The following is a 25,319-nucleotide window of genomic DNA, read 5'->3' as shown; positions in this document are numbered from 1 at the left end:
CTGGGTCCCTCCTGTCCGTGGGCGGACATGGAGGGAACGTGAATGGATTCCGGAGCGGATCATCGCATCCATCGGCGGCCAAGTGTAGGGACCCGGCCCATAAGAACGCGGTGAACCTGTCAGGACGAACCGCGCCCGGCACCGCTATCTGGTTCGCAACCGGACCCGGACCGCCGGTAGGCTTCCCCTGAATCACTGGTAGCTGCATCTCACCCGGTCGTCACCCGTAGCCGCCACAGCCGACCGCATCACGAAGGACGCGCGTGTTCATCGCCGGATTCCCCGCTGGAGCCTGGGGCACCAACTGCTACCTGGTCGCACCGGGGCCCGGCGAGGAGTGCGTGATCGTCGACCCCGGCCACCAGGCCGCCCGCGGCGTCGAGGAACTGGTCCGCGAGCACCGGCTGAAGCCCGTCGCCGTGCTGCTCACCCACGGCCACATCGACCACGTCGCCTCGGTGATGCCGATCTGCGGCGCCCGCGGCGTCCCGGCCTGGATCCACCCCGAGGACCGGTACATGATGTCCGACCCGGAGAAGGCGCTCGGCCGTTCCCTGGGCACCCAGCTGATGGGCGAGCTCACCGTCGGCGAGCCCGACGACGTGCGCGAGCTCACCGACGGCAGCGTGCTGGAGCTGGCCGGCCTCAGGCTCACCGTGGACCACGCCCCGGGCCATACCGGGGGGTCGGTGACCTTCCGGACGCCCGGTGCCGAGGACCTCCCCCCGGTGCTGTTCTCGGGTGACCTGCTGTTCGCCGGCTCCATCGGGCGTACCGACCTCCCGGGCGGGGACAGCGAAGCGATCATGCGCTCGCTGGCCCGGGTGTGCCTGCCCCTCGACGACACCACCGTGGTCCTCTCCGGCCACGGCGGACAGACCACCATCGGCCGCGAGCGCGCCACCAACCCCTACCTCCGACAGGCAGCAGGGGCGGCCGGCGCCCCGGCTTTCCCGCGACGAGGAATGTGACGGAAGAGAAGTTGAGCACCTTCACCGCCCCCAAGGGCACCTACGATCTGCTGCCCCCCAGCTCCGCGACCTTCCTGGCGATCCGCGAGCGCCTCGCCGCGCCCGCCCGCCGGGCCGGTTACGGCTACATCGAGACCCCGGTCTTCGAGGACGTGAAGCTGTTCTCCCGCGGTGTCGGCGAGTCCACCGACATCGTGACCAAGGAGATGTTCTCCCTCACCAAGCGCGGCAAGGAGGACCTCGCGCTGCGCCCGGAGGGCACCGCCTCGGTGCTGCGCGCCGCCCTCCAGGCCAACCTGCACAAGCTGGGCAACCTGCCGGTCAAGCTCTGGTACTCCGGTTCGTACTACCGCTACGAGCGCCCGCAGGCCGGCCGCTACCGCCAGTTCGCCCAGGTCGGCGCCGAGGCGATCGGCGCCGAGGACCCGGCGCTGGACGCCGAGCTGATCATCCTGGCCGACGACGCGTTCCGCTCGCTGGGCCTGAGCAACTACACGCTGCTGCTCAACAGCCTCGGCGACAAGCAGTGCCGCCCGGTCTACCGCACCGCCCTGATCGAGTTCCTCGCCGGCCTGGATCTGGACGAGGACACCCGCAGCCGCGCCGAGATCAACCCGCTGCGCGTCCTCGACGACAAGCGCGAGTCGGTTCAGGCCCAGCTCACCGATGCCCCGATGCTGCGCGACTTCCTGTGCGAGGACTGCAAGGCCTACGACGAGAAGGTCCGCGAGCTGCTCACCGCCAACGGCGTGGCCTTCGCCGACGACCCGAAGCTGGTTCGCGGCCTGGACTACTACACCCGCACCACCTTCGAGTTCGTGCACAACGGCCTCGGCGCCCAGTCCGCGATCGGCGGCGGCGGCCGCTACGACGGCCTGTCCGAGATGATCGGCGGCCCGGCGCTGCCGTCCGTCGGCTGGGCCCTCGGCGTGGACCGCACCTACCTGGCGCTGGAGGCCGAGGGCGTCGTCCTCGACCTGCCGGCCGCCACCTCCGTGTACGCCGTCGCGCTCGGCGAGGAGGCCAAGAACGTCCTGTTCGCCAAGGTCGTCGAGCTGCGCCGGGCCGGCGTCGCCACCGACCTCGCCTTCGGCGTCAAGAGCATCAAGAACGCCATGAAGTCCGCCGACCGGTCCGGCGCCCGCTTCGCCCTGATCGCCGGGGACCGGGACCTCGCCGAGGGCGTCGTCCAGCTCAAGGACCTCACCACCGGCGAGCAGAACCCCGTCGCCCTCGACGCACTCGTCACCACCCTGAAGGAGAAGCAGCTGTGATCCGCACGCACGACGCGGGCACGCTCCGCCCGGAGCACGCAGGCACCACCGTCACCCTGGCCGGCTGGGTCGCCCGCCGCCGCGACCACGGCGGCGTCGCCTTCATCGATCTGCGCGACGCCTCCGGCACCGTGCAGATCGTGGTCCGCGATCTGGACTCGGTGCACGGCCTGCGCGCCGAGTACTGCGTCAAGGTCGTCGGCGACGTCCGGGTGCGCCCCGAGGGCAACGAGAACCCGGACATCCCGACCGGCGCGGTCGAGGTCGTCGTCAGCGAGATCGAGGTCCTCTCCGAGGCCGCGCCGCTGCCGTTCCCGGTCGCCGAGTACGAGCCGGGCACGGTCAACGAGGAGGTCCGGCTGCGCTACCGCTACCTGGACCTGCGCCGCGAGGGCCCGGCCAAGGGCCTGCGGCTGCGCTCCAAGGTCAACAACATCATCCGCCGGGTGATGGAGGAGAACGACTTCCTCGACATCGAGACGCCGTACCTCACCCGCTCCACCCCCGAGGGCGCCCGCGACTTCCTCGTCCCGGTCCGCCTGCAGCCCGGCCACTGGTACGCGCTGCCGCAGTCGCCCCAGCTGTTCAAGCAGCTGCTGATGGTGGCCGGCATGGAGCGCTACTACCAGATCGCCCGCTGCTTCCGCGACGAGGACTTCCGCGCCGACCGGCAGCCGGAGTTCACCCAGCTGGACATCGAGGCCTCGTTCGTCGACCAGGAGGACATCCTGGCCCTCGGCGAGAAGATCGTCGGTGCCATCTGGCGCGAGGTGCACGGCTACGAGCTCACCAACCCGCTGCCGCGGATGACCTACGCGGACGCCATGGCCCGCTACGGCTCCGACAAGCCGGACGTCCGCTTCGGGCAGGAACTCACCGACCTCACCGAGTACTTCAAGGGCACCGAGTTCCGCGTCTTCCAGGCCCCGTACGTCGGCGCCGTGGTCATGCCGGGCGGCGCCTCGCAGCCGCGCAAGGCGCTGGACGCCTGGCAGGACTGGGCCAAGGCGCGCGGCGCCCGCGGCCTCGCCTACGTCGTCATCGACGCCGAGACCGGCGAGCTGCGCGGCCCCGTCGCCAAGAACCTCTCCGAGGAGCACCTGGCCGGCCTCGCCGCCGCCGCGGGCGCCAAGAACGGCGACGCGATCTTCTTCGCGGCCGGCAAGCAGCGTCCCTCGCAGGAGCTGCTGGGCGCCGCGCGCCTGGAGATCGGCCGCCGCTGCGAGCTGATCGACGAGTCGCAGTGGGCCTTCCTCTGGGTCGTCGACTTCCCGATGTTCGAGCCGATCGAGGACGACAAGGGCGAGTTCCAGGGCTGGCACGCGGTGCACCACCCGTTCACCGCCCCGACCCGGGAGTCGCTGGACAGCTTCGACACCGACCCGGGCTCGGCCCTGTCCAACGCCTACGACCTGGTCCTCAACGGCTCGGAGCTGGGCGGCGGTTCGATCCGTATCCACCAGCGCGACGTGCAGAAGCGGGCGTTCGACGCGATCGGCCTCTCCGAGGAGGAGGCGGCCTCGCAGTTCGGCTTCCTGCTCGACGCCTTCAACTACGGCCCGCCGCCGCACGGTGGCGTCGCCTTCGGCCTCGACCGGATCGTCACGCTGCTGGGCGGGTACGACACCATCCGGGACGTCATCGCGTTCCCGAAGACGTCCACCGGCGGTGACCCGCTGACCGGTGCCCCGACCCCGATCACCCCGGCGCAGCGCCGTGAGGCCGGCGTGGACGCCCAGCCCAAGGTTCGCGAGGACGCCAAGTCCGAGGCCCAGCCCCAGAGCTGACGCCCCATCGGCTAACCTGCAACGGCCCCGGACGGTCCACCCACCGTCCGGGGCCGGTCCACAAGGACGTGTGACACAGGGAGGGTTGACCCCGCAATGAACGTCAGTACCAGAGTCGAGTGTCCGGACGACGCCCCGGCGACCAGACGGGTCCACATGGCGGCGTTCCCCGGCCCGGACGAGGCGGACCTGGTGGACGCGCTGCGCCGCGACCCCGCGTGGCTGCCCGGGCTGTCGCTGGTGGCGGTGGACGACGCCGGGCTGGTGATCGGGCATGCCCTGATGACCCGGCTGCCGGTCGGCGACGGCGGCAACGCACTGGCGCTCGCGCCGGTCGCGGTGGCGCCGGAGTGGCAGCGCAAGGGCGTGGGCGAACTCGTCGTCCGGGCCGCGCTGTCGGCGGCCGAGGAGGCGGGCGAGAAGCTTGTCGTCGTCCTCGGTGACCCGGGGTACTACGGGCGGTTCGGCTTCGCCCCGGCCGGGCGGCACGAGGTGTCCGGCCCGTTCGAGGTGCCGGACGCCTACTTCCAGGCTCTCGCGCTGCCCGCGTACGACGGCGGGCCGCGCGGGCTGTGCCGCTACCCCGAGCCCTTCGTGGCGGTCTAGGCGAGTCCCGGGCCGTCTCCCGGGCCCGTCTCCCAGGCTGTCGCGCCGTAGCCCACCGTGGCCCGGCAGCTGCGCACGAACGCGGCCATCGCCGGGGTGAGTTCGCGGTCCTTCGGCCAGTAGAGCCCGACCTGGCTCGGGCTCAGGCCCCGCACAGGCCGGTACGCGACATCCTCCCGCGGCGCCAGCCGGCTCATCGTCTCCGGTGCGAAACCGATGCCCTGGCCGCACACCACCGCGGCCAGCCACTCGTCGGTGTTGTGCGCCACCGCGCCGATCCGCACCGGCCGCCCGCCCCGCTCGCGGGCGGCCAGCCAGTAGTCCCGCCAGTGCCCGGCCTCGTGCGGGATGGCGACGAACGGTTCGTCCAGCAGGTCCTCGAAGGACAGCTCGGCCTGTGCGGCCAGCCGGTGTCCGGAGGACAGTGCGGCCACCCGCGGCTCCTCGCCGAGCACCGCGACGTTGTACTGCGCGGCCAGGTACGGCGGCGCGTGCCAGAGCGTGAGGTCGATCTCGCCGGTGGCCAGGCCCGACGTGGGGTCGAACCAGTTGTTCTGCCGCAGCTCCACCTGCCAGCCGGGCATCCGCCGGGTGAAGTCGGCCACCGTCCGCCGGGACATCAGGTTGATGATCCCGCCCTCGAATCCCACCCGCAGCGTCGCCACCTGTTCGGCGGCGGCCGCCCTGGTGGCGCGCAGCGCGTCGTCCCAGCCGGCCAGCATCGGCCCGGCGCGCTCGGCCAGCGCCCGGCCGGCCGGGGTGGGCGCCATGCCGCGCCGCGAGCGCTCGAACAGCTCGCCCCCGAGCAGCGTCTCCAGCTGGCGGATCTGCTTGGTCAGCGTCGGCTGCGAGACGAACAGCCGGGCCGCGGCGGCCGTCAGCTGCCCTTCTTCGCAGACCGCGGCGAAGCTGCGCAGCAGCCGGGTGTCGACATCCATGCCCCAAGGTTATGGAACCGGAAATTGGACCCGCCCGGCAGGTCTGGGTGAAGGTTGATCGCTCGGCCTTCGGGCCGGACCACGGGGGAGCGTGGCAGCGGCGGTTCAGGGGGCCGCCGCTGCCGCCTGCCCGCGTCCACGACCTGCGCGATCGGCCTCCGACGCCTACCGTGAGTGCTCATCAGCAGCAGGCGGACGGAGGACCCCGGGTGGGCAGGAAGCAGGGACCCGCGCAGCCGGAGCGGCTGGCGAAGAAGCCGTACGAGCGGGAGCTGTTGCGGCTTCAGCAGGAGCTGGTGAAGCTCCAGGAGTGGGTGCGGGTCGAGGGTGCCCGGCTGGTGGTGGTCTTCGAGGGGCGCGACGCGGCGGGCAAGGGCGGCGCGATCAAGCGGGTGACGGAGTATCTGAACCCGCGCATCGCCCGGGTCGCGGCGCTGCCGACGCCGACCGAGCGGCAGAAGAGCCAGTGGTACTTCCAGCGGTACGTCGAGCAGCTCCCGGCCGCCGGGGAGATCGTGCTGTTCGACCGCAGCTGGTACAACCGGGCCGGGGTCGAGCGGGTCATGGGCTTCTGCACGGCCGAGGAGTACTGGCAGTTCCTGCACCAGTGCCCGACCTTCGAGCGGATGCTGATCGAGGCCGGCATCCTGCTGCGCAAGTACTGGTTCTCGGTGAGCGACACCGAGCAGGAGCGGCGCTTCCGGGACCGGCTGCAGGACCCGATGAAGCGCTGGAAGCTCTCCCCGATGGACGTCGAGTCGATCACCCACTGGGAGGACTACTCGCGGGCCAAGGACGAGATGTTCGTCTACACCGACACCCCGGACTCGCCCTGGCACGTGGTGGAGAGCGACGACAAGCGCCGGGCCCGGATCAACATGATCGCCCACCTGCTGTCCACCGTGCCGTACCACGAGATCACCGCGCCGGAGATCGACCTGCCGCCCCGTCCGGCCCCGCGCGGCTACCAGCGGCCCCCGCGCGACCTCCAGAGGTACGTGCCGGACCACGCTGCCAGACTGGAGTAGACGGGGCTTCTCCGGGCGCCGCACCCTTCGAACGGCCCCTCGGCGGCGCCTGTGCACGGTCGGGAGACGCGCTCATGTTCGTTCGCACCGTCTACGCCACCGGGAACCCGGACCGGATCGACCGGACCCTCGACGGGCTCCGCGCCGAGGCCGTCGGGTTGCTCACCGCCCAGCCCGGCTACCGCGGCTACGGGCTGTTCGCCGACCGGGCGCTGGGCAAGATCGTCATGAGTTCGTGGTGGGAGTCCGCGCAGGCCGAACGCGACAGCAACCAGGAGCTGGGCCAGCGGTGCGCCGAGGTGCTGGCGCCGCTCGCGGGAACGGTGACGACCGACGTCTGGGAGGCCGTGGTGACGGCCCCGCCCGGTGAGGTCGGGCCGGGCGCGGGGTTCCGGCTCGTGCGGGTCGAGGTCGACCCGGCCAAGGTGGACACCATGACCGAGGTGTTCCGGGATCGCGCGCTGCCGATGCTGGAGAAGATGGACGGCTTCGTCACCGGCGCGATGCTGGTCGACCGCGCGAGCGGCCAGGCCTCGGTGGGCGCGATCTTCGCCGACCAGGAGAGCTTCGCGGCCTCCCGCGGTCCGCAGGCCGACGCCCGGGCGCAGGCGGTCGCCGCGGTCGGCGCCACCGTGCGGTCGGTGGAGGAGTTCGACGTCGTCCTGCTGGACCGCCGGCGGCACTAGGAGCGTCGGCAGGAGTGTCGGCGCCCTCGCATAGGCTTCCGGTGTGGACGAACCGGACCTCTTCACCGCCGCCGCCGAGGAACGCCAGATCAAGGAGCCCGGCCGTGCCCCGCTCGCCGTCCGGATGCGCCCGCGCACCCTGGACGAGGTCGCCGGGCAGCGGCAGCTGCTGAAGCCCGGCTCGCCGCTGCGCCGGCTGGTGGCGGGCTCGCGCGGCCCGGCGGCGACCAGCTCGGTGATCCTCTGGGGCCCGCCCGGAACCGGCAAGACCACGCTCGCACACGTCATCAGCCAGGCCGTCGAGGGCCGCTTCGTCGAGCTGTCCGCGATCACCGCCGGGGTCAAGGAGGTCCGCGCGGTCATCGACGGCGCCCGGCGGGCGGTCGGCATGTCCGGCCGGGAGACGGTGCTCTTCCTGGACGAGATCCACCGCTTCTCCAAGGCTCAGCAGGACTCGCTGCTGCCGGCCGTCGAGAACCGCTGGGTCACCCTGATCGCGGCGACCACCGAGAACCCGTACTTCTCGGTGATCTCGCCGCTGCTGTCGCGCTCGCTGCTGCTCACCCTGGAGTCGCTGACCGACGACGACATCCGCGCGCTGCTGCGCCGCGCGGTGGCCGACGAGCGCGGCCTGAAGGGCTCGCTGGAGCTGACCGCGGAGGCCGAGGACCACCTGGTGCGGCTGGCCGGCGGGGACGCCCGACGGGCGCTCACCACGCTGGAGGCGGCGGCCGGGGCGGCGCTGGAGAAGGGCGAGGCGAGCATCACGCTGGCCACCACGGAGACGGCCGTCAACCAGGCGGCGGTCCGCTACGACAAGGACGGCGACCAGCACTACGACGTGGCGAGCGCACTGATCAAGTCGATCCGCGGCAGCGACGTGGACGCCACCCTGCACTACCTGGCCCGGATGATCGAGGCGGGGGAGGACCCGCGGTTCATCGCCCGGCGGCTGATGATCTCGGCCAGCGAGGACGTCGGCCTGGCCGACCCGACGGCGCTGCAGACGGCGGTGTCGGCGGCCCAGGCGGTGGCCCTGATCGGCTTCCCGGAGGCGCGGATCATCCTCTCCCAGGCGGCGATCGCGCTCGCGCTGGCGCCCAAGTCCAACGCGGCCTACCTGGCGATCGACGCGGCGCTGGCGGACGTCCGGCAGGGTCTGGCGGGCGCGGTGCCGCCGCACCTGCGGGACGCGCACTACGGCGGCGCGGGCAAGCTCGGCCACGGCCAGGGCTACCGGTACCCGCACGACCTGCCGGAGGGCATCGCCGCCCAGCAGTACGCGCCGGACGCGGTGCACGGCAAGGAGTACTACCAGCCGACGCGACGCGGTGGGGAGGCCCGGTACGCGGACGTCGTGGAGTGGACGCGGGGGCGGCTCAGGGGGGAGTGACCCGCCCCGAGCGCCGGGAACCCGGAGGCGAGCGGGCGAGTGACAGGGTGAGAATTAAGAGCGAGGGATCCACCGGTATACTCGCTCGGAGTGCCGTGTCCCGGGACGGCGGCGGGGGAGACCCCACCGACCGGCCGCACCAGCGGGGCATCGGCCGTAGGCCCCTTCCGAGGGGCCCGCACCAGGAGCGTCGCGCACCGTTTTCGGTGTCGCGGCCGGCCCGGTCCTCCGGGTCGTCCGTGTGACAAGCACTTCCGTGCCCGGCTCCGGAGAGCGGCTGATCCCACCGCGCAGGCGGCGGGGTTTTCTCCGGGTCGCGACGTGCGACCTCCGTCAACACCTGGTGAAGCCGTATTCGTAAGCAAGGAAGGTTTGGTTCATGGCGAACCAGAAGCGTCCCAAGGTCAAGATCGCGCGTGCGCTCGGCGTGCCGCTGACCCCGAAGTCCGTCAAGTACTTCGAGGCCCGCCCGTACCCGCCCGGCCAGCACGGCCGTGGCCGCAAGCAGAACTCGGACTACAAGGTCCGTCTGCTGGAGAAGCAGCGTCTTCGCGCCCAGTACGACCTGAGCGAGAAGCAGATGGCGCGCGCGTTCGACCGCGCGAAGAAGGCCGAGGGCAAGACCGGTGAGGCGCTCGTCGCCGAGCTGGAGACCCGTCTGGACTCGCTGGTGCTGCGTTCGGGCATTGCCCGCACCATCTACCAGGCCCGCCAGATGGTCGTCCACGGCCACATCGAGGTCAACGGTGGCAAGGTCAACAAGCCGTCGTACCAGATGAAGCCGGGCTACGTCGTGACTGTTCGCGAGCGCAGCAAGGAGAAGGTCCCGTTCCAGGTCGCCCGTGAGGGTGGCTACGCGGGCGAGGGCCAGACCCCGAAGTACCTCGAGGTCAACCTGAAGGCCCTGGCCTTCCGCCTGGACCGTGCGCCGCAGCGCAAGGAGGTCCCGGTGATCTGCGACGAGCAGCTGGTCGTCGAGTACTACTCGCGCTGACCCGCGAGCGGTTCCGCACCTGCGGTACCTCAGCGAGCCCCCGCCGCCTTTCGAGGCGACGGGGGCTCGTCCCGTTTGTTCAGAGGTTCTCGCCGGTCATCGCTGCTGCCAGCCGCAGGTGCGGGCGGGCCTCGTCGGCGCGGCCCTGGCGCTCCAGGGTGCGGCCGAGCATCAGCCGGGCGTAGTCCTCGGCCGGGTCGGCGTCCAGGATCCGGCGCAGCTCGGCCTCGGCGCGGCCGAGCTGGGCGGAGTGGTAGTAGCTGCGGGCCAGCAGCAGCCGGACGGAGAGGTTGGCCGGCTCCTCGGCCAGCACGCCCTCCAGCAGGCGGGCGGCGTCGCTGTACGCCTGGGACTCGAAGTGGAACGTCGCGAGGCGGTACTCGTCGGCGGCGGTGTGGACGGCCACGGTGGCTCCTTCCGGGGAGTTGCTTGCCTCCTCAAGCAATCCGCAAGCTTCAGCTATTCCGCACCGGCGACGGCGCGGGCGCGGGCGGCATCGAGCATGGTCCGGGCGTCGGCCCTGGGCCGTCCGCGGGGCCGCCGCTGCCGAGCGCCCTGCTCACCGCGGCGTCCAGGTCGAGCCGGGTGCCGGTCGCGTAACAGGCCTCGTACTCCTGCTCGGTGAGGCCGGCTCGGGCCCGCTCCGCGCACTCCTGGTGCGGGCCGAAGAACGAGCGCGAGCCCATGAACGGCGTGCCCACCGTGCGCCAGATGCGGTGCGCGGCGCCCTGGAGCACCCGGGCCTCGCACAGGTTGCCCGGCGCCTCCGGCCCGGCGGGCTCGGTCTCCAGCAGCGCCAGCAGGTCGATGCCCAGCACGATGCCCAGCAGGTCGTGGAACACGTGGTTGCGCCGGACGCTCTCCCGGGCCAGCGTGCGGGCCGGGCGGACGTCACCCCCCAGCCAGTGCGAGAACGCCATCGCGTACAGCACGTACGCGTACGCCCACTGCTCGCCGTGCTCCTCGCACAGCTCGCGGGCCTGGCCGAACCAGAGCTCGCCGCTCTCCCGGTCGCCCTGGAAGATGTACGCGAGGCCCAGCTCGAACATCGCCATCAGGACGTTGCTGTTGAGCTCCCCGATGGTCCGGTAGTGCCAGAGCGCCTCCTCGAACAGCTCGGCGGCGCGGTCCGGTTCGTCGCCGATCAGGGCCGCGCAGCCCTGCCGGTGGACGGCGTAGGCGAGCGCGCGGTCGTCGCCGGTGTCCATGGCCTGGCGGCGGCATTCCTCCAGGGCCGGGCGGGCCGCGGCCAGGTCGCCCTGGAGGGTGGCCATGTACCCGGTCACCCAGAGGGCCTTGGCGCGGGCCTCGGTCGGCTCGCGATCCAGGGAGAGCGCGCGGTCCAGCCAGTGCCGGCCCTCGCCGAGGTGGCCGCTGCCGACCCAGTAGAACCAGAGCGTGCCCGCCAGCAGCAGGGCGAGCTGCTCTTCGCCGGGCTCGGCCAGGCAGAACTCCAGCGCCGCCCGGAGGTTGGTGTGGGCGAGCCCGGTGCGCTCGGCGGTCTCCGCCTGCCGGGGGCCGAACCACTCGACCTCACCCCAGGTGGCCACGCCGAGGTACCAGTCCCGGTGGCGGCGCAGCGGGCGGTGCTCGCCGCCGGCCGCGCGCAGCCAGTGGCCGCCGTACTCGCGCAGGGTGTCCAGCAGCCGGAAGCGGACGCCGAAGGCGCTGTCCTCGCGCAGGACGACGGACTTGGCGACGAGTTCGGCGAGCAGGTCGAGCACGTCCTCGGCCGCGATGCCCTCGCCGGCGCAGACGTACTCGGCGGCCTCCAGGTCGAAACTGCCCGCGAAGACCGAGAGGCGGGCCCAGAGCAAACGTTCCTGCACAGTGCAGAGCTCATGGCTCCAGCCGATCGTCGTACGCATCGTCTGGTGTCTGGGCAGGGCCGTTCTCGCGCCGCCGGTCAGCAGCCGGAACCGGTCGTCCAAACGGGCGGTGATCTGCTCCACCGACAGCGCGCGCAGCCGTCCGGCCGCCAGCTCCACGGCGAGCGGGATGCCGTCCAGCCGGCGGCAGAGCAGGCCGATCGCCTCGGCGTTCGCCTCCGTCACCGCGAAGGACGGCAGCACCGCGCGAGCCCGGTCGGCGAACAGCCGCACCGCGTCCGGCAGCACTCCCGGACGCACCGGGCCGACCGGCAGCGGGGCCAGCGTGAGCAGGTGCTCGCCCGAGGTGCGCAGCGCGGCCCGGCTGGTGGCCAGGACCCGCAGGCCGGGCAGGGCGCGCAGCAGCGACTCGGCCAGCTCCGCGCAGGCGTCCACCAGGTGTTCGCAGCCGTCCAGCAGGATGAGCAGGCGGCGGCCGACCAGCTGCTCGGTCAGCACGTCCAGCGGCGGGCGGGCGGTGCCGTCGGTCAGCCGCAGCGCCTTCAGGACGGCGTGGCCGAGCAGTATCGGGTCCTGCACGGGGGAGACGTCGACCAGCCAGGTGCCGTCCGGGAACGCGCCGGTCGCCCGGGCCGCCGCGCGCAGCGCCAGCCGGCTCTTGCCGACCCCGCCCGGCCCGGTCACCGTCACCAGCCGGACGGCCGCCAGCAGCCCGGCCAGTTCGGCCAGCTCCCGCTGCCGCCCGACGAAGCCGGTCACCTCGGCCGGCAGCCGGCCGGGCTCCGGCTCCCGCCGCAGCGCGGCCTCCCGAGGCTGTGCTGTCCAGTCGCCGGCCAAGCGCTGCTCCCGTGTCCGGGCCCGGACCCTCGCGGTCCGGACGTGCGTCGGGCCGTACGGGCGACGGCCCGCCTGGCAGAACGAGGTGACCGGCCGGTAGGTTACGCGGGCGGTTCGCACACCCGACCGGATCGCGGGGGAGCTCGCCGCCGATAACCCGGTCCGGAAACCGGGCGTGGGCGCGATAGGGTTCCGTTTGGAGAACAGCAAGGCGAGGGAGCGCGCAAAGGTGTCCGTGGGAGAGCTGGCCGGATTGCTCGTCGCCGTGTTCTGGGCGGTCCTGGTCACCCTGCTCGCCGTGGTGCTGGTCCGGCTCTCGCGGGTCCTGAAGGAGGCCACCGTCCTGGTCTCCGCCGTCACCGAGCAGGCCGTGCCGCTGCTGACGGACGCGGGCGCCGCGGTGCGCAGCGCCAACGAGCAGCTGGAGCGGGTCGACGAGATCACCGCCAACGTCCAGGACGCCGCCGCCAATGCCAACGCGCTGTCCTCCACCGTCGCGGCCACCCTGGGCGGACCGCTGGTGAAGGTCGCGGCCTTCAGCTACGGCGTCCGCAAGGCCGTCGCCAAGCAGCAGAGCGGCGCCCCGGCCGTGCCCGGCCAGGTAGGCGAGCGCGAGGAGCTGGCCCGGCTGATCCGGGCCGAGGTGCGCGCGGCGACCGCGCCGCGCAACGGCTTGCTCTCCCGGGTCCGGCGCGCGGTGAGGGGCTGACGGCATGGTGCGACGCATCTTCTGGATGGCGGTCGGCGCCGGCGCCACCGTCTGGGCCATGAACAAGGCCAACGCGGCCGTGCACCGGCTCACCCCGGACAGCCTCTCCGGCACCGCCGCGCGCGGCGCGTTGCACCTGGGCGACCTGGCCAAGCAGTTCGCCCAGGACGTGAAGGCCGGCATGGCCGAGCGCGAGGAGCAGCTGCGCGACGACCTCGGACTGCACGGCACCGCCGTCGTCGAGCCCCGGCGCCCCCGGGTGCTCAGGGGCGAGCCGCAGTACCGAGCTATCTCGGCGGCGCCCGGCAGCCCGGCCGCCGCCCTGCCTCCGTCCAGCAGTTCCCGCGCTGTACCCAACGGTGCCCGCACCGCACAAGCCATTGAGTCAACGTCCCGCCGCGCCCTGCCGCAGCGGGGCGGCACCCCGAACCGGAAGGACCACTAATGGAGTCGGCTGAGATCCGCCGCCGCTGGCTGCGCTTCTTCGAGGAGCGCGGCCACACCGTCGTTCCGTCGGCGTCCCTGGTCGCCGACGACCCCACCCTGCTGCTGGTCAACGCCGGCATGGTGCCGTTCAAGCCCTACTTCCTGGGCGAGGTCAAGCCGCAGTTCTCGCGCGCCACCAGCGTCCAGAAGTGCGTGCGCACCCTGGACATCGAGGAGGTCGGGAAGACCACCCGGCACGGCTCCTTCTTCCAGATGTGCGGCAACTTCTCCTTCGGCGACTACTTCAAGGAAGGCGCCATCAAGTTCGCGTGGGAGCTGCTCACCAGCTCCGTCACGGACGGCGGCTACGGCCTGGAGAAGGAGAAGCTCTGGATCACCGTCTACAAGGACGACGACGAGGCCGAGCAGATCTGGCGTGACGTCATCGGCGTGCCCGCCGAGCGGATCCAGCGCCTCGGCATGAAGGACAACTTCTGGTCGATGGGCGTCCCCGGCCCGTGCGGCCCGTGCTCGGAGATCAACTACGACCGTGGCCCCGCCTACGGCGAGGAGGGCGGCCCGGCCGTCAACGGCGAGCGCTACCTGGAGATCTGGAACCTGGTCTTCATGCAGTACGAGCGCGGCCACGGCGACGGCAAGGACGGCTTCGAGATCCTCGGCGACCTGCCGAGCAAGAACATCGACACCGGCCTCGGCCTGGAGCGCCTCGCCGCCATCCTGCAGGGCGTCGACAACCTCTTCGAGATCGACACCAGCCGGATGATCCTCGACCGCGCCGCCGAGCTCACCGGCCACGCCTACGGCGCCGACCACAAGTCGGACGTCTCGCTGCGCGTGGTCACCGACCACATCCGCACCGCGCTGATGCTCGTCGGCGACGGCGTCACCCCCGGCAACGAGGGCCGCGGCTACGTGCTGCGCCGCATCCTGCGCCGTGCCATCCGCAACATGCGCCTGCTGGGCGCCACCGGGCCGGTCGCCAAGGTGCTCATCGACACCGCGATCAAGGCGATGGCCCCGCAGTACCCGGAGCTGGAGGCCGAGCGCAAGCGCATCGAGACGGTCGTCGTCGCGGAGGAGGTGGCCTTCCTGCAGACCCTGAAGGCCGGCACCAGCCTGCTCGACGCCGCGGTCACCGAGACCAAGCAGGCCGGCGGCGTGGTCCTCTCCGGCGACCAGGCGTTCAAGCTGCACGACACCTACGGCTTCCCGATCGACCTGACCCTGGAGATGGCCGAGGAGCAGGGCCTCCAGGTGGACGAGGCCGGCTTCCGCCGCCTGATGCAGGAGCAGCGGGACCGCGCCAAGGCGGACGCCAAGGCCAAGAAGATGGGCCACGCGGACGTCGCCGCGTACCGCGAGGTCGCCGACAAGTCCGGCGCGAGCCTGTTCACCGGCTACACCCTCACCGAGGGCGAGGCCACCGTGGTCGGCCTGCTGGTGGACGGCGTTCCGTCGCCGGCCGCCTCGGAGGGCGACGAGGTCGAGATCATCCTCGACCGCACCCCGTTCTACGCCGAGGGCGGCGGCCAGCTCGCCGACCACGGCCGGATCCGGCTGGAGTCCGGCGCGGTGGTGGAGATCCGCGACGTGCAGCAGCCCGTCCCGGGTGTGATCGTGCACTCCGGTGGTGTGCTGTTCGGCGAGGTGGTGCTCGGCGCGTCCGCCTACGCCACCATCGACGTCGACCGCCGCCGGGCGATCGCCCGCGCCCACTCGGCCACCCACCTGACCCACCAGGCGCTGCGCGACGCGCTCGGCCCGACGGCCGCCCAGGCCGGCTCCGAGAACGCCCCGGGCCGCTTCCGCTTCGACTTCGGCTCGCCCGCCGCCGTGCCCGGCAGCGTGCTGGTCGACGTCGAGCAGAAGATCAACGACGTGCTGACCCGCGAACTGGAGGTCACCGCCGAGGTCATGACGATGGACCAGGCCCGCAAGGCCGGCGCCATCGCGATGTTCGGCGAGAAGTACGGCGACGAGGTCCGGGTCGTCACCATCGGCGACTTCTCCAAGGAGCTGTGCGGCGGCACCCACGTCGGCAACACCGCCCAGCTGGGCCTGGTGAAGCTGCTCGGCGAGTCCTCGATCGGCTCCGGCGTGCGCCGCGTCGAGGCGCTGGTCGGCGTCGACGCGTACAGGTTCCTGGCTCGCGAGCACACCGTGGTCTCCCAGCTCACCGAGCTGGTCAAGGGCCGCCCGGAGGAGCTGCCGGAGAAGATCTCGGGCATGCTCGCCAAGCTCAAGGACGCCGAGAAGGAGATCGAGCGCTTCCGCGCCGAGAAGGTGCTGGCCGCCGCGGCGGGCCTGGCCGACTCGGCCGAGGACGTGCACGGCATCTCCGTGGTGGCCGCCCAGGTCGCCGACGGTGTCGGCGCGGACGAGCTGCGCAAGCTGGTCCTGGACGTGCGCGGCCGCCTCGGCTCGCGCCCGGCCGTGGTCGCCGCCTTCACCGTGGCGAACGACCGCCCGCTGACCGTGATCGCCACCAACGAGGACGCCCGCAGCCGCGGCATCAAGGCCGGCGAGCTGGTCCGGGTCGCCGCCAAGACCCTCGGCGGCGGCGGTGGCGGCAAGGACGACGTCGCCCAGGGCGGCGGCTCCAACCCGGCCGCGGTCGGCGAGGCCGTCGCCGCGGTGCGTGGCCTGGTCGCGGAGCGCGCCTCCTGATGGAGTTCTGATGGAGTTCGAGGAGAGGCCCTTGAGGCCCCCCTTCCGACGGGGGCGGCGGATCGCCGTCGACGTCGGTGACGCCCGGATCGGGGTCGCCTCCTGCGACCCCGACGGGGTGCTCGCCACGCCCGTGGAGACCGTTCCGGCCGGCGTGAAGTCGCAGGCCAGGATCGCCGCCATCGTCGAGGAGTACGACGCGATGGAGGTGATCGTCGGGCTGCCGCGCTCGCTCAGCGGCAAGGAGGGCCCGGCGGCGGAGAAGGTCCGCGCGTACGCCGCCCGGCTGGCCAACCGGCTCTACCCGGTGCCGGTCCGGCTGGTCGACGAGCGGATGTCCACCGTGACCGCGACCCACGGGCTGCGCGCCTCGGGCGTCAAGGCGAAGAAGGGCCGCTCGGTGGTCGACCAGGCCGCCGCGGTGGTGATCCTGCAGACCGCCCTTGAGTCCGAACGGGTGAGCGGACGCCCGCCCGGTGAGAGCGTCGAGGCGGCGGGCTGACCGGCCTGTTCTAACGTCCCGAGAGGGTCCGTGCGGACGCGTCCGCACGGACCCTCTCCGTTTCGGGACCGCCGAGGGGGCGCGCGCCATGACCGACCAGGACTTCCACCCGGGGCTCACACCCGGCCACCTCGGTGCGCCGGTGCTGGAACCGGAGGGCCGTCCGCCGGGCGCGCCCCGCCCGCGCCCCGATGCACCCGATCCGCACCAACGGCGTAACGGACTGGCGTGCGGGCTCACCGCCTTCGCCCTGGTCGCGGTCTTCGGCGGGGCCGGGGTGGCCGGCTGGACCTGGGTGCAGGGCCAGCGCAAGCCGTCGGCCGCCGTCGACTACGCGGGGCAGGGCACCGACAGCGTCCAGGTCTCGGTGCCCGAGGGCGCGGGCCTGTCCCAGATCGCGTCCGCGCTGGTGCGCAACGGCGTGGTGGCCAGCTCGCTCGCCTTCACCCGGGCCGCCAAGGGCAGCGCGGCGGCCGGGAGGATCCAGCCCGGCACGTACACGCTGAAGCAGAAGATGTCGGCCGCGGCGGCGCTCTCCATCCTGATCGACCCGGCGAACGCCAACGGCCTGACCATTCCCGAGGGCTGGCGCGGCTCTCAGATCTATACGGCGATCGACAAGAAGCTGAACCTCCCCGAAGGCACCACCGAGCGCACCGCCAAGGAGCGGGCCGCCGAACTGGGCCTGCCCGAGTTCGCCAAGGGCAGCCCCGAGGGCTACCTCTTCCCCGCCACGTACAGCGTCACGGACGGGACCACCGCCGCCGACCTGCTCAAACAGATGATCGAGCGGGCCGGCAAGGAATTCAGCCGGGACAACGCCGACATCGTCGCGCAGACCCTCGGGCAGAGCCTTTACGGGCTGGTCACGGTGGCCAGCATGGTCGAGGGCGAGGCCGACAACACCCAGGACATGGGCCGGGTCGCGAGGGTGATCTACAACCGGCTGGCCAAGGGGATGCCGCTCCAGCTCGACTCGACGATCAACTACGCGCTCGGCCGGTCCACGCTGAACACCACGGTGACCGACACCAGGCTCGACTCGCCGTACAACACCTACCTGCACCCCGGGCTGCCGCCGTCGCCGATCTCCAACCCGGGGCGGCAGGCGATCATGGCCGCGCTGGACCCGGCGCAGGGCGACTGGCTGTACTTCGTCACCGTGAAGCCGGGGGACACCCGCTTCACCGACAACTTGGAGATGCACCAGCGCAATGTGGTGGAATTCAACGCCAATCGGGCGGCTCCGGCGAGCGCCGCGGCCGCGGCTCCGAGTGCCGCGTCGCCGTCCGCGGCGTCGAAGCCGGCCGAGGCTCCAGCAGGTGAGGGCGAGCGCTGACGGCTCGTCCGCCCTGCCAGGGGTGCGTCTGCGGTACGGTAACGTCTCTTCCCAGGCGCTGCGCTAGCACGCCGGTTCGAGAATCAGCCGGGACGCCGTCCCGGACGGCCGGTCCGATCCGCCGGCCGTCTCCGTCGGTTAAGGGGATCAATGACCGATCTGGGTCGGGGCTACGGCCCCCAGGGCTCCGAGCCGTGGCACCCCGGTGATCCCGCGTACGGCGGCCAGCAGGACGGCCAGTGGCAGCAGTACCCGCAGCAGTACCCCCAGCAGGGGCAGCAGCAGGCGGAGTATTCCCAGCAGCAGATGCCTCAGCAGGGGCAGTACCCGCAGCAGCAGATGCCCCAGCAGGGCTTCCCCCAGCAGGAGTTCCAGCAGCAGGGGTACGGACAGCAGGGCTTTCCGGGCGGGCAGGATCAGTACTCGCAGCAGGGGCAGTACCCCCAGCAGGGGCAGTATCCGCAGCAGCAGATGCCTCAGCAGGGACAGCAGCAGTATCCCCAGCAGCAGATGGCGCAGCAGGGGCAGTACCCGCAGCAGCAGATGCCCCAGCAGGGCTACCCGCAGCAGATGCAGCAGCCGCAGATGCAGCAGGTGGCGCCGCAGCCCGTACCGCAGCAGGCCGAGCCGGTGTCCGGGCCCGGTCCGGACGGCATCGACTGGGAGGCCGAGGCCGCCGCGCTGGAATCCGGCGCCGACCCGGCGGTGGCGGGGCACGAGCCCGCCGAGGAGGAGTGGGACGGCCACACGGACGGCCTTCATGAGGACGGCCACCGCGAGGACGGCGGGTACCTCGACGCGGACGGCGAGCACGAGCAGGCCGGCTTCCTCGGCGAGGAGGACTCCTCCCGCGAGGCGCAGAAGAAGCGCAAGGAGAAGGGCAAGAAGTCGGGCCGCCGCAACGGCGGCGCCTGCCTGCTGGTCGCGCTGGTGCTGCTCGGCGCCATGGGCGGGGCCGGCTGGTGGGGCTACGGCTTCTACCAGGACCACTTCGGCCCGCCGCCGGACTTCACCGGCGACGGCACCGGCACGGTCCAGGTCGAGGTGAAGCCGGGCGCGGTCGGTGCGCAGGTCGGCCTCGCACTGAAGAACGCCGGTGTGGTCAAGAGCGTCGAGGCGTTCAGCAAGGCCTGTGACGCCGAGCCCAAGTGCAAGACCGTCCAGCCGGGCTTCTACTCGCTGAAGAAGGAGATGCCGGCCGCCGCCGCGCTGACCGCGCTCCTCAGCGGGGCCGGCGGCGACGGGATGGTCATCCCGGAGGGCAAGACCTCCTCCGAGATCTACGCCATGATCGACACGAAGCTGAAGCTGCCGCAGGGCACCACGGCGGGCGCCGCCAAGGCGCAGGCCGGCACCCTCGGCCTGCCCGCGTACGCGAACGGCAACATCGAGGGCTTCCTCTGGCCGACCCGCTACAACATCGCGGACGGCATGAAGCCCGAGGAACTGCTCAAGCAGATGGTCAAGAACGCCACCGACAAGTACGCGAGCCTGGACGCCGACGCCCCCAAGGCCGGCCTCAAGACCGCGTACGAGGTGGTCATCGAGGCGAGCATCCTGCAGCGCGAGGGCAACAACCCGGGGGACTTCGCGAAGATGGCCAAGACCATCCAGAACCGGCTGGCCAACGACACCGAGACGCACCACACCCTCGGCATGGACACCACGCTGCAGTACTCGCTCGGCCGCAAGGACCTCACCAAGAGGGACATCAACGACGGCTCCAACAAGTACAACACCTACATCAATCCGGGCCTGCCGCCGACGCCGATCTCCAACCCCGGTGACGACGCCATCAAGGCGGTGCTGAACCCGGCGGACGGCAAGTGGCTGTACTTCATCGCGATGTCCCCGACCCAGACGCTCTTCGCCGAGACGGGCGCCGAGCACCGGGCCAACGTCAAGGCGTACTGCGAGGCGGCCGGCCAGAAGCTCGACCAGGAAGGCGTCCACTGCACCACCAAGTAGCCCCTGCCGGACGGTACTTCACGGAGAAGAAGCGTTGACCAGCAAGCACCGGGCCGCCGTACTGGGCTCGCCGATCGCCCACTCGCTCTCGCCGGACCTGCACCGGGCCGCCTTCGCGGCGCTCGGGCTGGACGGCTGGCGCTACGACCGGTTCGAGGTCGACGAGGCGGGCCTGCCCGGCTTCGTCGCGGGGCTGGACGAGGCCGAGTGGGCCGGGCTGTCGCTGACCATGCCGCTGAAGCGGGCGATCATCCCGCTGCTCGACGAGGTGAGTGCGACGGCGCGCTCGGTGGACGCGGTGAACACGGTGGTGTTCACCGCCGACGGGCGGCGCACCGGGGACAACACCGACATCCCCGGGCTGGTGAACGCGCTGCGCGAGCGCGGCATCACCGAGGTGCCGGGCGCGGCCGTGCTGGGCGCCGGGGCCACGGCGTCCTCGGCGCTGGCGGCGCTCGCCCAGATCTGTACCGGCGAGGTGACGGTCTACGTGCGCAGCGCCGAGCGGGCCCGGGAGATGGCCGAGCTCGGCGAGCGGCTGGGCGTCGTCGTGCGGACCGCCGGCTGGGAGCGCGGTGCCGAGGCGCTGGCGCAGCCGCTGACCGTCTCCACCACGCCGGTCGGGGCCACGGACGGGTTCGCGGGCGCGCTGCCGGCCGCGCCCGGGGCGCTGTTCGACGTGCTGTACCACCCCTGGCCGACGGCGCTGGCCGCCGCCTGCGCCGAGCGCGGCGCGACCGTGCTGGGTGGGCTGGACCTGCTCGTGCACCAGGCGGTGCTGCAGAGCGAGGCGTTCACCGGGCGGACGCCGGGGCCGCTGGCCGCCATGCGCGAGGCGGGGGAGAAGGCGCTCGCCGGGCGCTGAGCCTCACAGGTCGTGTCCGTCCCGCCGAATGGCCGGTTGCTGTCCGTCACGCGGACCGCGCTCCCGGGTGCCGCCTGGTCGTGAAAGGATTCGGACAGAAGGCACGCCCGGGCTGGCCGCGGTGGAGCCGTGGGCCGGTCCGCTGATGAAGGAGCTCCGTTGGGTACGTTGCGCTGGCTGACGGCGGGGGAGTCGCACGGCCCCGCACTCGTCGCGACGCTGGAGGGCCTGCCCGCCGGTGTACCGGTCACCACCGCCGTGGTGGCCGACGCGCTGGCGCGCCGTCGGCTCGGTTACGGCCGCGGGGCGCGGATGAAGTTCGAGCAGGACGAGGTGACCTTCCTCGGCGGCGTCCGGCACGGGCTGACGATGGGCAGCCCGGTGGCGGTCATGGTCGGCAACACCGAGTGGCCGAAGTGGGAGCAGGTCATGTCGGCCGACCCGGTCGACCCCGAGGTGCTGGCGGGCCTGGCCCGCAACGAGGCGCTCACCCGGCCCCGTCCCGGCCACGCCGACCTGGCTGGCATGCAGAAGTACTCGATCGACGAGGCGCGGCCGATCCTGGAGCGCGCCAGCGCCCGGGAGACGGCCGCCCGGGTCGCGCTGGGTGCCGTCGCCCGTGCGTACCTGAAGGAGACCTGCGGGATCGAGATCGTCAGCCACGTGGTCGAGCTGGCCTCGGCGAAGGCGCCGGCCGGCGTGCTGCCGCTGCCCTCGGACGAGGCACGGCTGGACGCGGACCCGGTGCGCTGCCTGGACGCGGACGCGTCGAAGGCGATGGTCGCGGAGATCGACCAGGCCCACAAGGACGGTGACACGCTCGGCGGCGTGGTCGAGGTGCTCGCGTACGGTGTGCCGGTGGGCCTGGGCTCGCACGTGCACTGGGACCGCCGGCTGGACGCCCGGCTCGCCGCGGCGCTGATGGGCATCCAGGCGATCAAGGGCGTCGAGATCGGTGACGGCTTCGGGCTGGCCCGGGTGCCCGGTTCCAAGGCTCACGACGAGATCGTCCCGACCCCCGAGGGCGCGAAGCGCACTTCCGGCCGCTCCGGCGGCACCGAGGGCGGTCTGTCCACCGGTGAGCTGCTGCGGGTGCGCGCCGCGATGAAGCCGATCGCGACCGTGCCGAAGGCCCTGCAGACCCTGGACGTGCGCACCGGCGAGCCGGCCAAGGCCCACCACCAGCGCTCGGACGTCTGCGCCGTGCCGGCCGCGGGCATCGTGGCCGAGGCGATGGTCGCGCTGGTGCTGGCCGACGCGGTCAACGAGAAGTTCGGCGGCGACCACGTCTCCGAGACCCGCCGCAACGTGCAGAGCTACCTCGACCACCTGATCGTCCGATGAGCGAGCGAAGCGAGCTCATCATCAGGAGGCGCCCGTTGCGGTCATCGCACGCCGAGCGCAGCGAGGTGTGGGCATGACCTCACCGGTCATTGTGCTGGTCGGCCCGCCCGGGAGTGGCAAGTCCACTGTCGGGCGGGCCCTGGCCGAGCGCCTGGGCGTCGGCTTCCGGGACACCGACGCCGACATCGAGGCGCTGGCCGGCAAGCCCATCCCCGAGATCTTCATCGACGAGGGCGAGCCGCACTTCCGCGAGCTGGAGGTCCGCGCCGTGCGCGAGGCCGCCACGGGACACGACGGGGTGCTCGCGCTCGGCGGCGGCGCGGTGATGGCCGAGGCGACCCGCGCGCTGCTGCGCGAGCTGCCCGTCGTCTTCCTGGAGGTCCCGCTGGGCGACGCCGTCAAGCGGGTCGGCCTGGACGCCCCGCGCCCGCTGTTGGCCGTCAACCCGCGGGCCCGCTGGCGCGAGCTGATGGAGGCCCGCCGCCCCCTCTACCTGGAGGTGGCCACCGCCGTCGTCGACACCGCCGGCCGCACCCCCGAGCAGGTCGCGGACGCCGTACTGGAAGCACTGGAGCTGAAGACCCCCCATGAGTGACACCGTCAGGATTCACGTCGGCGGCAGCGCCGGCCACGACCCGTACGACGTGCTGATCGGGCACCAGCTGCTTGGCGAGCTGGCGCCGCTGATCGGCACCCCCCAAATGGGGACAAGAGGGGCGAAGCGGGTCGCGATCATCCACCCTGAGGCGCTCGCCGCCACCGCCGACGCCATCCGCGAGGACCTGCTCGGCGAGGGCTACGAGGCGATCGCGCTCCAGGTGCCCAACGCCGAGGACGCGAAGAGCGCCGAGGTCGCCGCGTACTGCTGGTCGGTGCTCGGGCAGACCGGCTTCACCCGCAGCGACGTCATCGTCGGCCTCGGCGGCGGCGCCACCACCGACCTGGCCGGCTTCGTCGCCGCGACCTGGCTGCGCGGGGTCCGCTGGGTCTCCATGCCCACCACCCTGCTCGGTATGGTCGACGCGGCCGTCGGCGGCAAGACCGGCATCAACATCGCCGAGGGCAAGAACATGGTCGGCGCCTTCCACCCGCCGGTGGGCGTGCTGGCCGACCTCGGCACCCTGGAGACCGTGCCCAAGCACGACTACGTCTCCGGCCTCGCCGAGGTCATCAAGTGCGGCTTCATCGCCGACCCGGCCATCCTCGACCTGATCGAGGCCGACCCGGAGGGCGCCAAGACCCCGGCCGGCCCGCACACCGTCGAGCTGATCCGGCGCGCCATCCAGGTCAAGGCCGACGTCGTCTCCGGGGACCTCAAGGAAGCCGGGCAGCGCGAGATCCTCAACTACGGCCACACCCTCGGCCACGCCATCGAGCGCAACGAGCGCTACAAGTGGCGGCACGGCGCCGCGATCTCCATCGGCATGGTCTACGCCGCCGAACTCGGCCGCCTCGCAGGGCGGTTGGACGACGAGACGGCCGACCGGCACCGCACCGTGCTGGCCTCCGTCGGCCTGCCGCTGACCTACCGGGCGGACGCCTGGCCGAAGTTGCTGGACGCCATGAAGATCGACAAGAAGTCGCGCGGCGACCTGATCCGCTTCATCGTCCTGGACGGCCTCGGCAAGACCTCCGTCCTGGAGGGCCCCGACCCGACCCTGCTGGTCGCCGCCTACGCGGAGGTCTCGGCGTGACCAGGGTGATGGTGCTCAACGGTCCCAACCTCGGCCGGCTCGGCAGCCGCGAGCCGGACGTCTACGGCGCCACCTCGTACGCCGGGCTGGTCGAGCGCTGCACCGCGCTCGGCAAGGAGTTCGGCTTCGAGGTCGAGGTCCACGAGACCAACTCCGAGCAGCAGATGGTGGAATGGCTGCACGAGGCGGCCGACGGGAAGGTGCCCGTGGTGATCAACCCGGGCGCGTTCACGCACTACTCGTACGCCATGCGGGACGCCGCCGCGCAGCGCACCGCGCCGCTCATCGAGGTGCACATCTCCAACCCGTACGCCCGCGAGACCTTCCGGCACACCTCGGTCATCGCCGCCGTCGCCTCCGGCACCATCGCCGGGTTCGGGCTCGGCTCGTACGAACTCGCCCTGCGCGCCCTGGCCGAGCAGCTCACCACGCGCTGACCCCTGGTCAGCGGCCCGGTGGCGGACTGTGCCCGCCGCCGGGCCGACGTGTAGTGTCCCCGCTGGAAGATGTCGGGAGGTGACCGTGACGCAGTACGCCGGGGGTGGACAGGTGCCCCCACGTCCCGTCGCTCCGCCGGTCCGGCCGTCCGGCGGGGGTGCCACGTCCGGCGGGAGTGCCACGGCCGCGACGCCCCCGGGGCCGCCGCCGTTCGGCGGGCGGGTGCCGCCGCCCGTGCCGCCCGCCCCGGTTCCGGCCGCGCCCGCTGCTCCTGCTGTGCCCTCGGCTGCGGCTCCCTCGGCTCCTGCCGCTCCTGCCGCTCCTTCGGCACCGATGCCTGCCGGGGCCACGGGGCACTTCGTGCTGCCCTCCGGCATGCCCGTCCAGCTCCCCGCCCACCCGCCGCAGCGGCACGCCCCCGCCGGGCCCATCGCCGTCCTGCTGATCGGCCCGGCCGGCGCCGGCAAGACCACCGTCGCCCGCTACTGGGCCGAGCGGCGGCGCACCCCGACCGCGCACATCAGCCTGGACGACGTCCGCGAATGGGTGCAGTCCGGCTTCGCCAACCCGCAGTCCGGCTGGAACAACGCCTCCGAGGCCCAGTACCGGCTGGCCCGCCGCACCTGCGGCTTCGCCTGCCGCAACTACCTCGCCAACGGCATCTCCTGCATCATCGACGACGCTGTCTTCCCCGACCGCCCGGCCATCGGCCTCGGCGGCTGGAAGCGGCACATCGGCCCCGGCATGCTCCCCGTCGTGCTGCTGCCCAGCCTCGACTCGGTGCTCGTCCGCAACGCCCGGCGCAGTGGCAACCGGCGGCTCAGCGACGAGGAGGTCGCTCGCATCCACGGCCGGATGGCCGGCTGGTACAACTCCGGGCTGCCGATCATCGACAACTCGCAGCTGGACGTCGCCGCCACCGCCGCCGAGCTGGACCGGGTGATCCTCGCCCGGCTGATGGGGATGCCGGTCCGCTGACCTGCCCCCTCAGATCCGCGGGGGC

The 25,319-nt window shown here is 72.4% G+C and carries 23 protein-coding genes; 20 read left to right on the top strand and 3 right to left on the bottom strand.

Annotation, left to right across the window (positions count from 1 at the left end; translation table 11 throughout):
* Positions 1–263 precede the first annotated feature (263 nt).
* The 4 genes from KV557_RS14240 to KV557_RS14225 all read left to right on the top strand — a co-directional run bounded on the left by KV557_RS14240 (position 264) and on the right by KV557_RS14225 (position 4,638).
* Complete coding sequence (locus KV557_RS14240) at positions 264–971, top strand: MBL fold metallo-hydrolase (RefSeq protein ID WP_218200271.1); 708 nt, start codon at positions 264–266, stop codon at positions 969–971.
* An 11-nt stretch (positions 972–982) separates the two neighbouring features.
* On the top strand, positions 983–2,245 hold the full coding sequence (gene hisS, locus KV557_RS14235; RefSeq protein ID WP_218200270.1) for a histidine--tRNA ligase: 1,263 nt from the start codon (positions 983–985) through the stop codon (positions 2,243–2,245).
* Positions 2,242–4,032: an aspartate--tRNA ligase gene (gene aspS, locus KV557_RS14230; RefSeq protein WP_218200269.1), complete on the top strand. Its 1,791-nt coding sequence runs from the start codon at positions 2,242–2,244 to the stop codon at positions 4,030–4,032. The genes hisS and aspS overlap by 4 nt, the downstream gene beginning before the upstream one ends.
* 96 nt (positions 4,033–4,128) lie before the next feature.
* The gene (locus tag KV557_RS14225) at positions 4,129–4,638 is read left to right on the top strand and encodes a GNAT family N-acetyltransferase (RefSeq protein ID WP_218200268.1); all 510 of its coding nucleotides are present in this window, start codon (positions 4,129–4,131) and stop codon (positions 4,636–4,638) included.
* On the opposite strand, the gene KV557_RS14220 is transcribed toward KV557_RS14225, so the two are convergent.
* Positions 4,635–5,576: a LysR family transcriptional regulator gene (locus KV557_RS14220; RefSeq protein WP_218200267.1), complete on the bottom strand. Its 942-nt coding sequence runs from the start codon at positions 5,574–5,576 to the stop codon at positions 4,635–4,637. The two genes, KV557_RS14225 and KV557_RS14220, sit on opposite strands and share 4 nt — an antisense overlap.
* 209 nt (positions 5,577–5,785) lie before the next feature.
* On the opposite strand from KV557_RS14220, the gene ppk2 reads away from it, so the two are divergent.
* From ppk2 to rpsD, 4 genes are all read left to right on the top strand, one after another.
* Complete coding sequence (ppk2, locus tag KV557_RS14215; RefSeq protein ID WP_308129889.1) at positions 5,786–6,604, top strand: polyphosphate kinase 2; 819 nt, start codon at positions 5,786–5,788, stop codon at positions 6,602–6,604.
* A gap of 74 nt (positions 6,605–6,678) precedes the next feature.
* A complete protein-coding gene (locus tag KV557_RS14210) occupies positions 6,679–7,290 on the top strand; it encodes an antibiotic biosynthesis monooxygenase (RefSeq protein ID WP_218200266.1) in 612 nt (203 codons plus the stop codon).
* 43 nt (positions 7,291–7,333) lie between these two features.
* Positions 7,334–8,683 carry a replication-associated recombination protein A gene (locus KV557_RS14205; protein ID WP_218200265.1) on the top strand — a complete coding sequence of 450 codons (1,350 nt, stop codon included), beginning with the start codon at positions 7,334–7,336 and terminating at the stop codon, positions 8,681–8,683.
* A 379-nt stretch (positions 8,684–9,062) separates the two neighbouring features.
* Positions 9,063–9,677, top strand: coding sequence for a 30S ribosomal protein S4 (gene rpsD / locus KV557_RS14200; RefSeq protein WP_218200264.1), 615 nt, complete (start codon positions 9,063–9,065; stop codon positions 9,675–9,677).
* 79 nt (positions 9,678–9,756) lie between these two features.
* On the opposite strand, the gene KV557_RS14195 is transcribed toward rpsD, so the two are convergent.
* The gene (locus KV557_RS14195) at positions 9,757–10,083 is read right to left on the bottom strand and encodes a tetratricopeptide repeat protein (protein WP_218200263.1); all 327 of its coding nucleotides are present in this window, start codon (positions 10,081–10,083) and stop codon (positions 9,757–9,759) included.
* Between the two features lie 49 nt (positions 10,084–10,132).
* A complete protein-coding gene (locus tag KV557_RS14190) occupies positions 10,133–12,343 on the bottom strand; it encodes an ATP-binding protein (RefSeq protein WP_256177387.1) in 2,211 nt (736 codons plus the stop codon).
* 229 nt (positions 12,344–12,572) lie between these two features.
* On the opposite strand from KV557_RS14190, the gene KV557_RS14185 reads away from it, so the two are divergent.
* The 12 genes from KV557_RS14185 (at position 12,573) to KV557_RS14130 (ending at position 25,294) form a co-directional block, all read left to right on the top strand.
* Entirely contained in the window at positions 12,573–13,052 is a 480-nt protein-coding gene (locus tag KV557_RS14185; RefSeq protein ID WP_218200262.1) for a DUF948 domain-containing protein, read from the top strand.
* Positions 13,053–13,056: 4 nt separating this feature from the next.
* Positions 13,057–13,497: a DUF6167 family protein gene (locus KV557_RS14180; RefSeq protein WP_218200261.1), complete on the top strand. Its 441-nt coding sequence runs from the start codon at positions 13,057–13,059 to the stop codon at positions 13,495–13,497.
* The gene (alaS, locus tag KV557_RS14175) at positions 13,497–16,166 is read left to right on the top strand and encodes an alanine--tRNA ligase (protein WP_218200260.1); all 2,670 of its coding nucleotides are present in this window, start codon (positions 13,497–13,499) and stop codon (positions 16,164–16,166) included. The genes KV557_RS14180 and alaS overlap by 1 nt, the downstream gene beginning before the upstream one ends.
* A gap of 31 nt (positions 16,167–16,197) precedes the next feature.
* A complete protein-coding gene (ruvX, locus tag KV557_RS14170) occupies positions 16,198–16,668 on the top strand; it encodes a Holliday junction resolvase RuvX (RefSeq protein ID WP_256177385.1) in 471 nt (156 codons plus the stop codon).
* 88 nt (positions 16,669–16,756) lie between these two features.
* A complete protein-coding gene (mltG, locus tag KV557_RS14165) occupies positions 16,757–18,007 on the top strand; it encodes an endolytic transglycosylase MltG (RefSeq protein WP_218200258.1) in 1,251 nt (416 codons plus the stop codon).
* A 150-nt stretch (positions 18,008–18,157) separates the two neighbouring features.
* Positions 18,158–19,975 (top strand): endolytic transglycosylase MltG, encoded by a 1,818-nt coding sequence (gene mltG, locus KV557_RS14160; protein WP_218200257.1) that lies wholly within the window; start codon positions 18,158–18,160, stop codon positions 19,973–19,975.
* 34 nt (positions 19,976–20,009) lie between these two features.
* Positions 20,010–20,840, top strand: a complete 831-nt coding sequence (locus KV557_RS14155; RefSeq protein WP_218200256.1) for a shikimate dehydrogenase — start codon at positions 20,010–20,012, stop codon at positions 20,838–20,840.
* 159 nt (positions 20,841–20,999) lie between these two features.
* Positions 21,000–22,184 carry a chorismate synthase gene (aroC, locus tag KV557_RS14150; protein ID WP_218200255.1) on the top strand — a complete coding sequence of 395 codons (1,185 nt, stop codon included), beginning with the start codon at positions 21,000–21,002 and terminating at the stop codon, positions 22,182–22,184.
* Positions 22,185–22,257: 73 nt separating this feature from the next.
* Entirely contained in the window at positions 22,258–22,779 is a 522-nt protein-coding gene (locus KV557_RS14145; protein ID WP_218200254.1) for a shikimate kinase, read from the top strand.
* Positions 22,772–23,878 (top strand): 3-dehydroquinate synthase, encoded by a 1,107-nt coding sequence (gene aroB / locus KV557_RS14140; protein WP_218200253.1) that lies wholly within the window; start codon positions 22,772–22,774, stop codon positions 23,876–23,878. The genes KV557_RS14145 and aroB overlap by 8 nt, the downstream gene beginning before the upstream one ends.
* Positions 23,879–23,886: 8 nt before the next feature.
* Entirely contained in the window at positions 23,887–24,315 is a 429-nt protein-coding gene (gene aroQ, locus KV557_RS14135) for a type II 3-dehydroquinate dehydratase (RefSeq protein ID WP_218200358.1), read from the top strand.
* 85 nt (positions 24,316–24,400) lie between these two features.
* Complete coding sequence (locus KV557_RS14130) at positions 24,401–25,294, top strand: AAA family ATPase (protein ID WP_374106627.1); 894 nt, start codon at positions 24,401–24,403, stop codon at positions 25,292–25,294.
* Positions 25,295–25,319 lie beyond the last annotated feature (25 nt).

This window comes from Kitasatospora aureofaciens (genome assembly GCF_019192735.1).
Taxonomy (GTDB): domain Bacteria; phylum Actinomycetota; class Actinomycetes; order Streptomycetales; family Streptomycetaceae; genus Kitasatospora; species Kitasatospora aureofaciens_A.
The sequence above is the reverse complement of the archived record's forward strand: the minus strand, read 5'-3'. Positions and strand labels throughout refer to the sequence as shown.

Excerpts from the sequence above, each read along its gene's own strand:
- KV557_RS14225 (WP_218200268.1), top strand. The coding sequence starts at position 4,129 with ATGAACGTCAGTACCAGAGTCGAGTGTCCGGACGACGCCCCGGCGACC.
- KV557_RS14220 (WP_218200267.1), bottom strand. The coding sequence starts at position 5,576 with ATGGATGTCGACACCCGGCTGCTGCGCAGCTTCGCCGCGGTCTGCGAA.
- KV557_RS14210 (WP_218200266.1), top strand. The coding sequence starts at position 6,679 with ATGTTCGTTCGCACCGTCTACGCCACCGGGAACCCGGACCGGATCGAC.
- rpsD (WP_218200264.1), top strand. The coding sequence starts at position 9,063 with ATGGCGAACCAGAAGCGTCCCAAGGTCAAGATCGCGCGTGCGCTCGGC.
- KV557_RS14180 (WP_218200261.1), top strand. The coding sequence starts at position 13,057 with ATGGTGCGACGCATCTTCTGGATGGCGGTCGGCGCCGGCGCCACCGTC.
- alaS (WP_218200260.1), top strand. The coding sequence starts at position 13,497 with ATGGAGTCGGCTGAGATCCGCCGCCGCTGGCTGCGCTTCTTCGAGGAG.
- mltG (WP_218200258.1), top strand. The coding sequence starts at position 16,757 with ATGACCGACCAGGACTTCCACCCGGGGCTCACACCCGGCCACCTCGGT.
- mltG (WP_218200257.1), top strand. The coding sequence starts at position 18,158 with ATGACCGATCTGGGTCGGGGCTACGGCCCCCAGGGCTCCGAGCCGTGG.
- KV557_RS14145 (WP_218200254.1), top strand. The coding sequence starts at position 22,258 with ATGACCTCACCGGTCATTGTGCTGGTCGGCCCGCCCGGGAGTGGCAAG.
- aroB (WP_218200253.1), top strand. The coding sequence starts at position 22,772 with ATGAGTGACACCGTCAGGATTCACGTCGGCGGCAGCGCCGGCCACGAC.
- aroQ (WP_218200358.1), top strand. The coding sequence starts at position 23,887 with ATGGTGCTCAACGGTCCCAACCTCGGCCGGCTCGGCAGCCGCGAGCCG.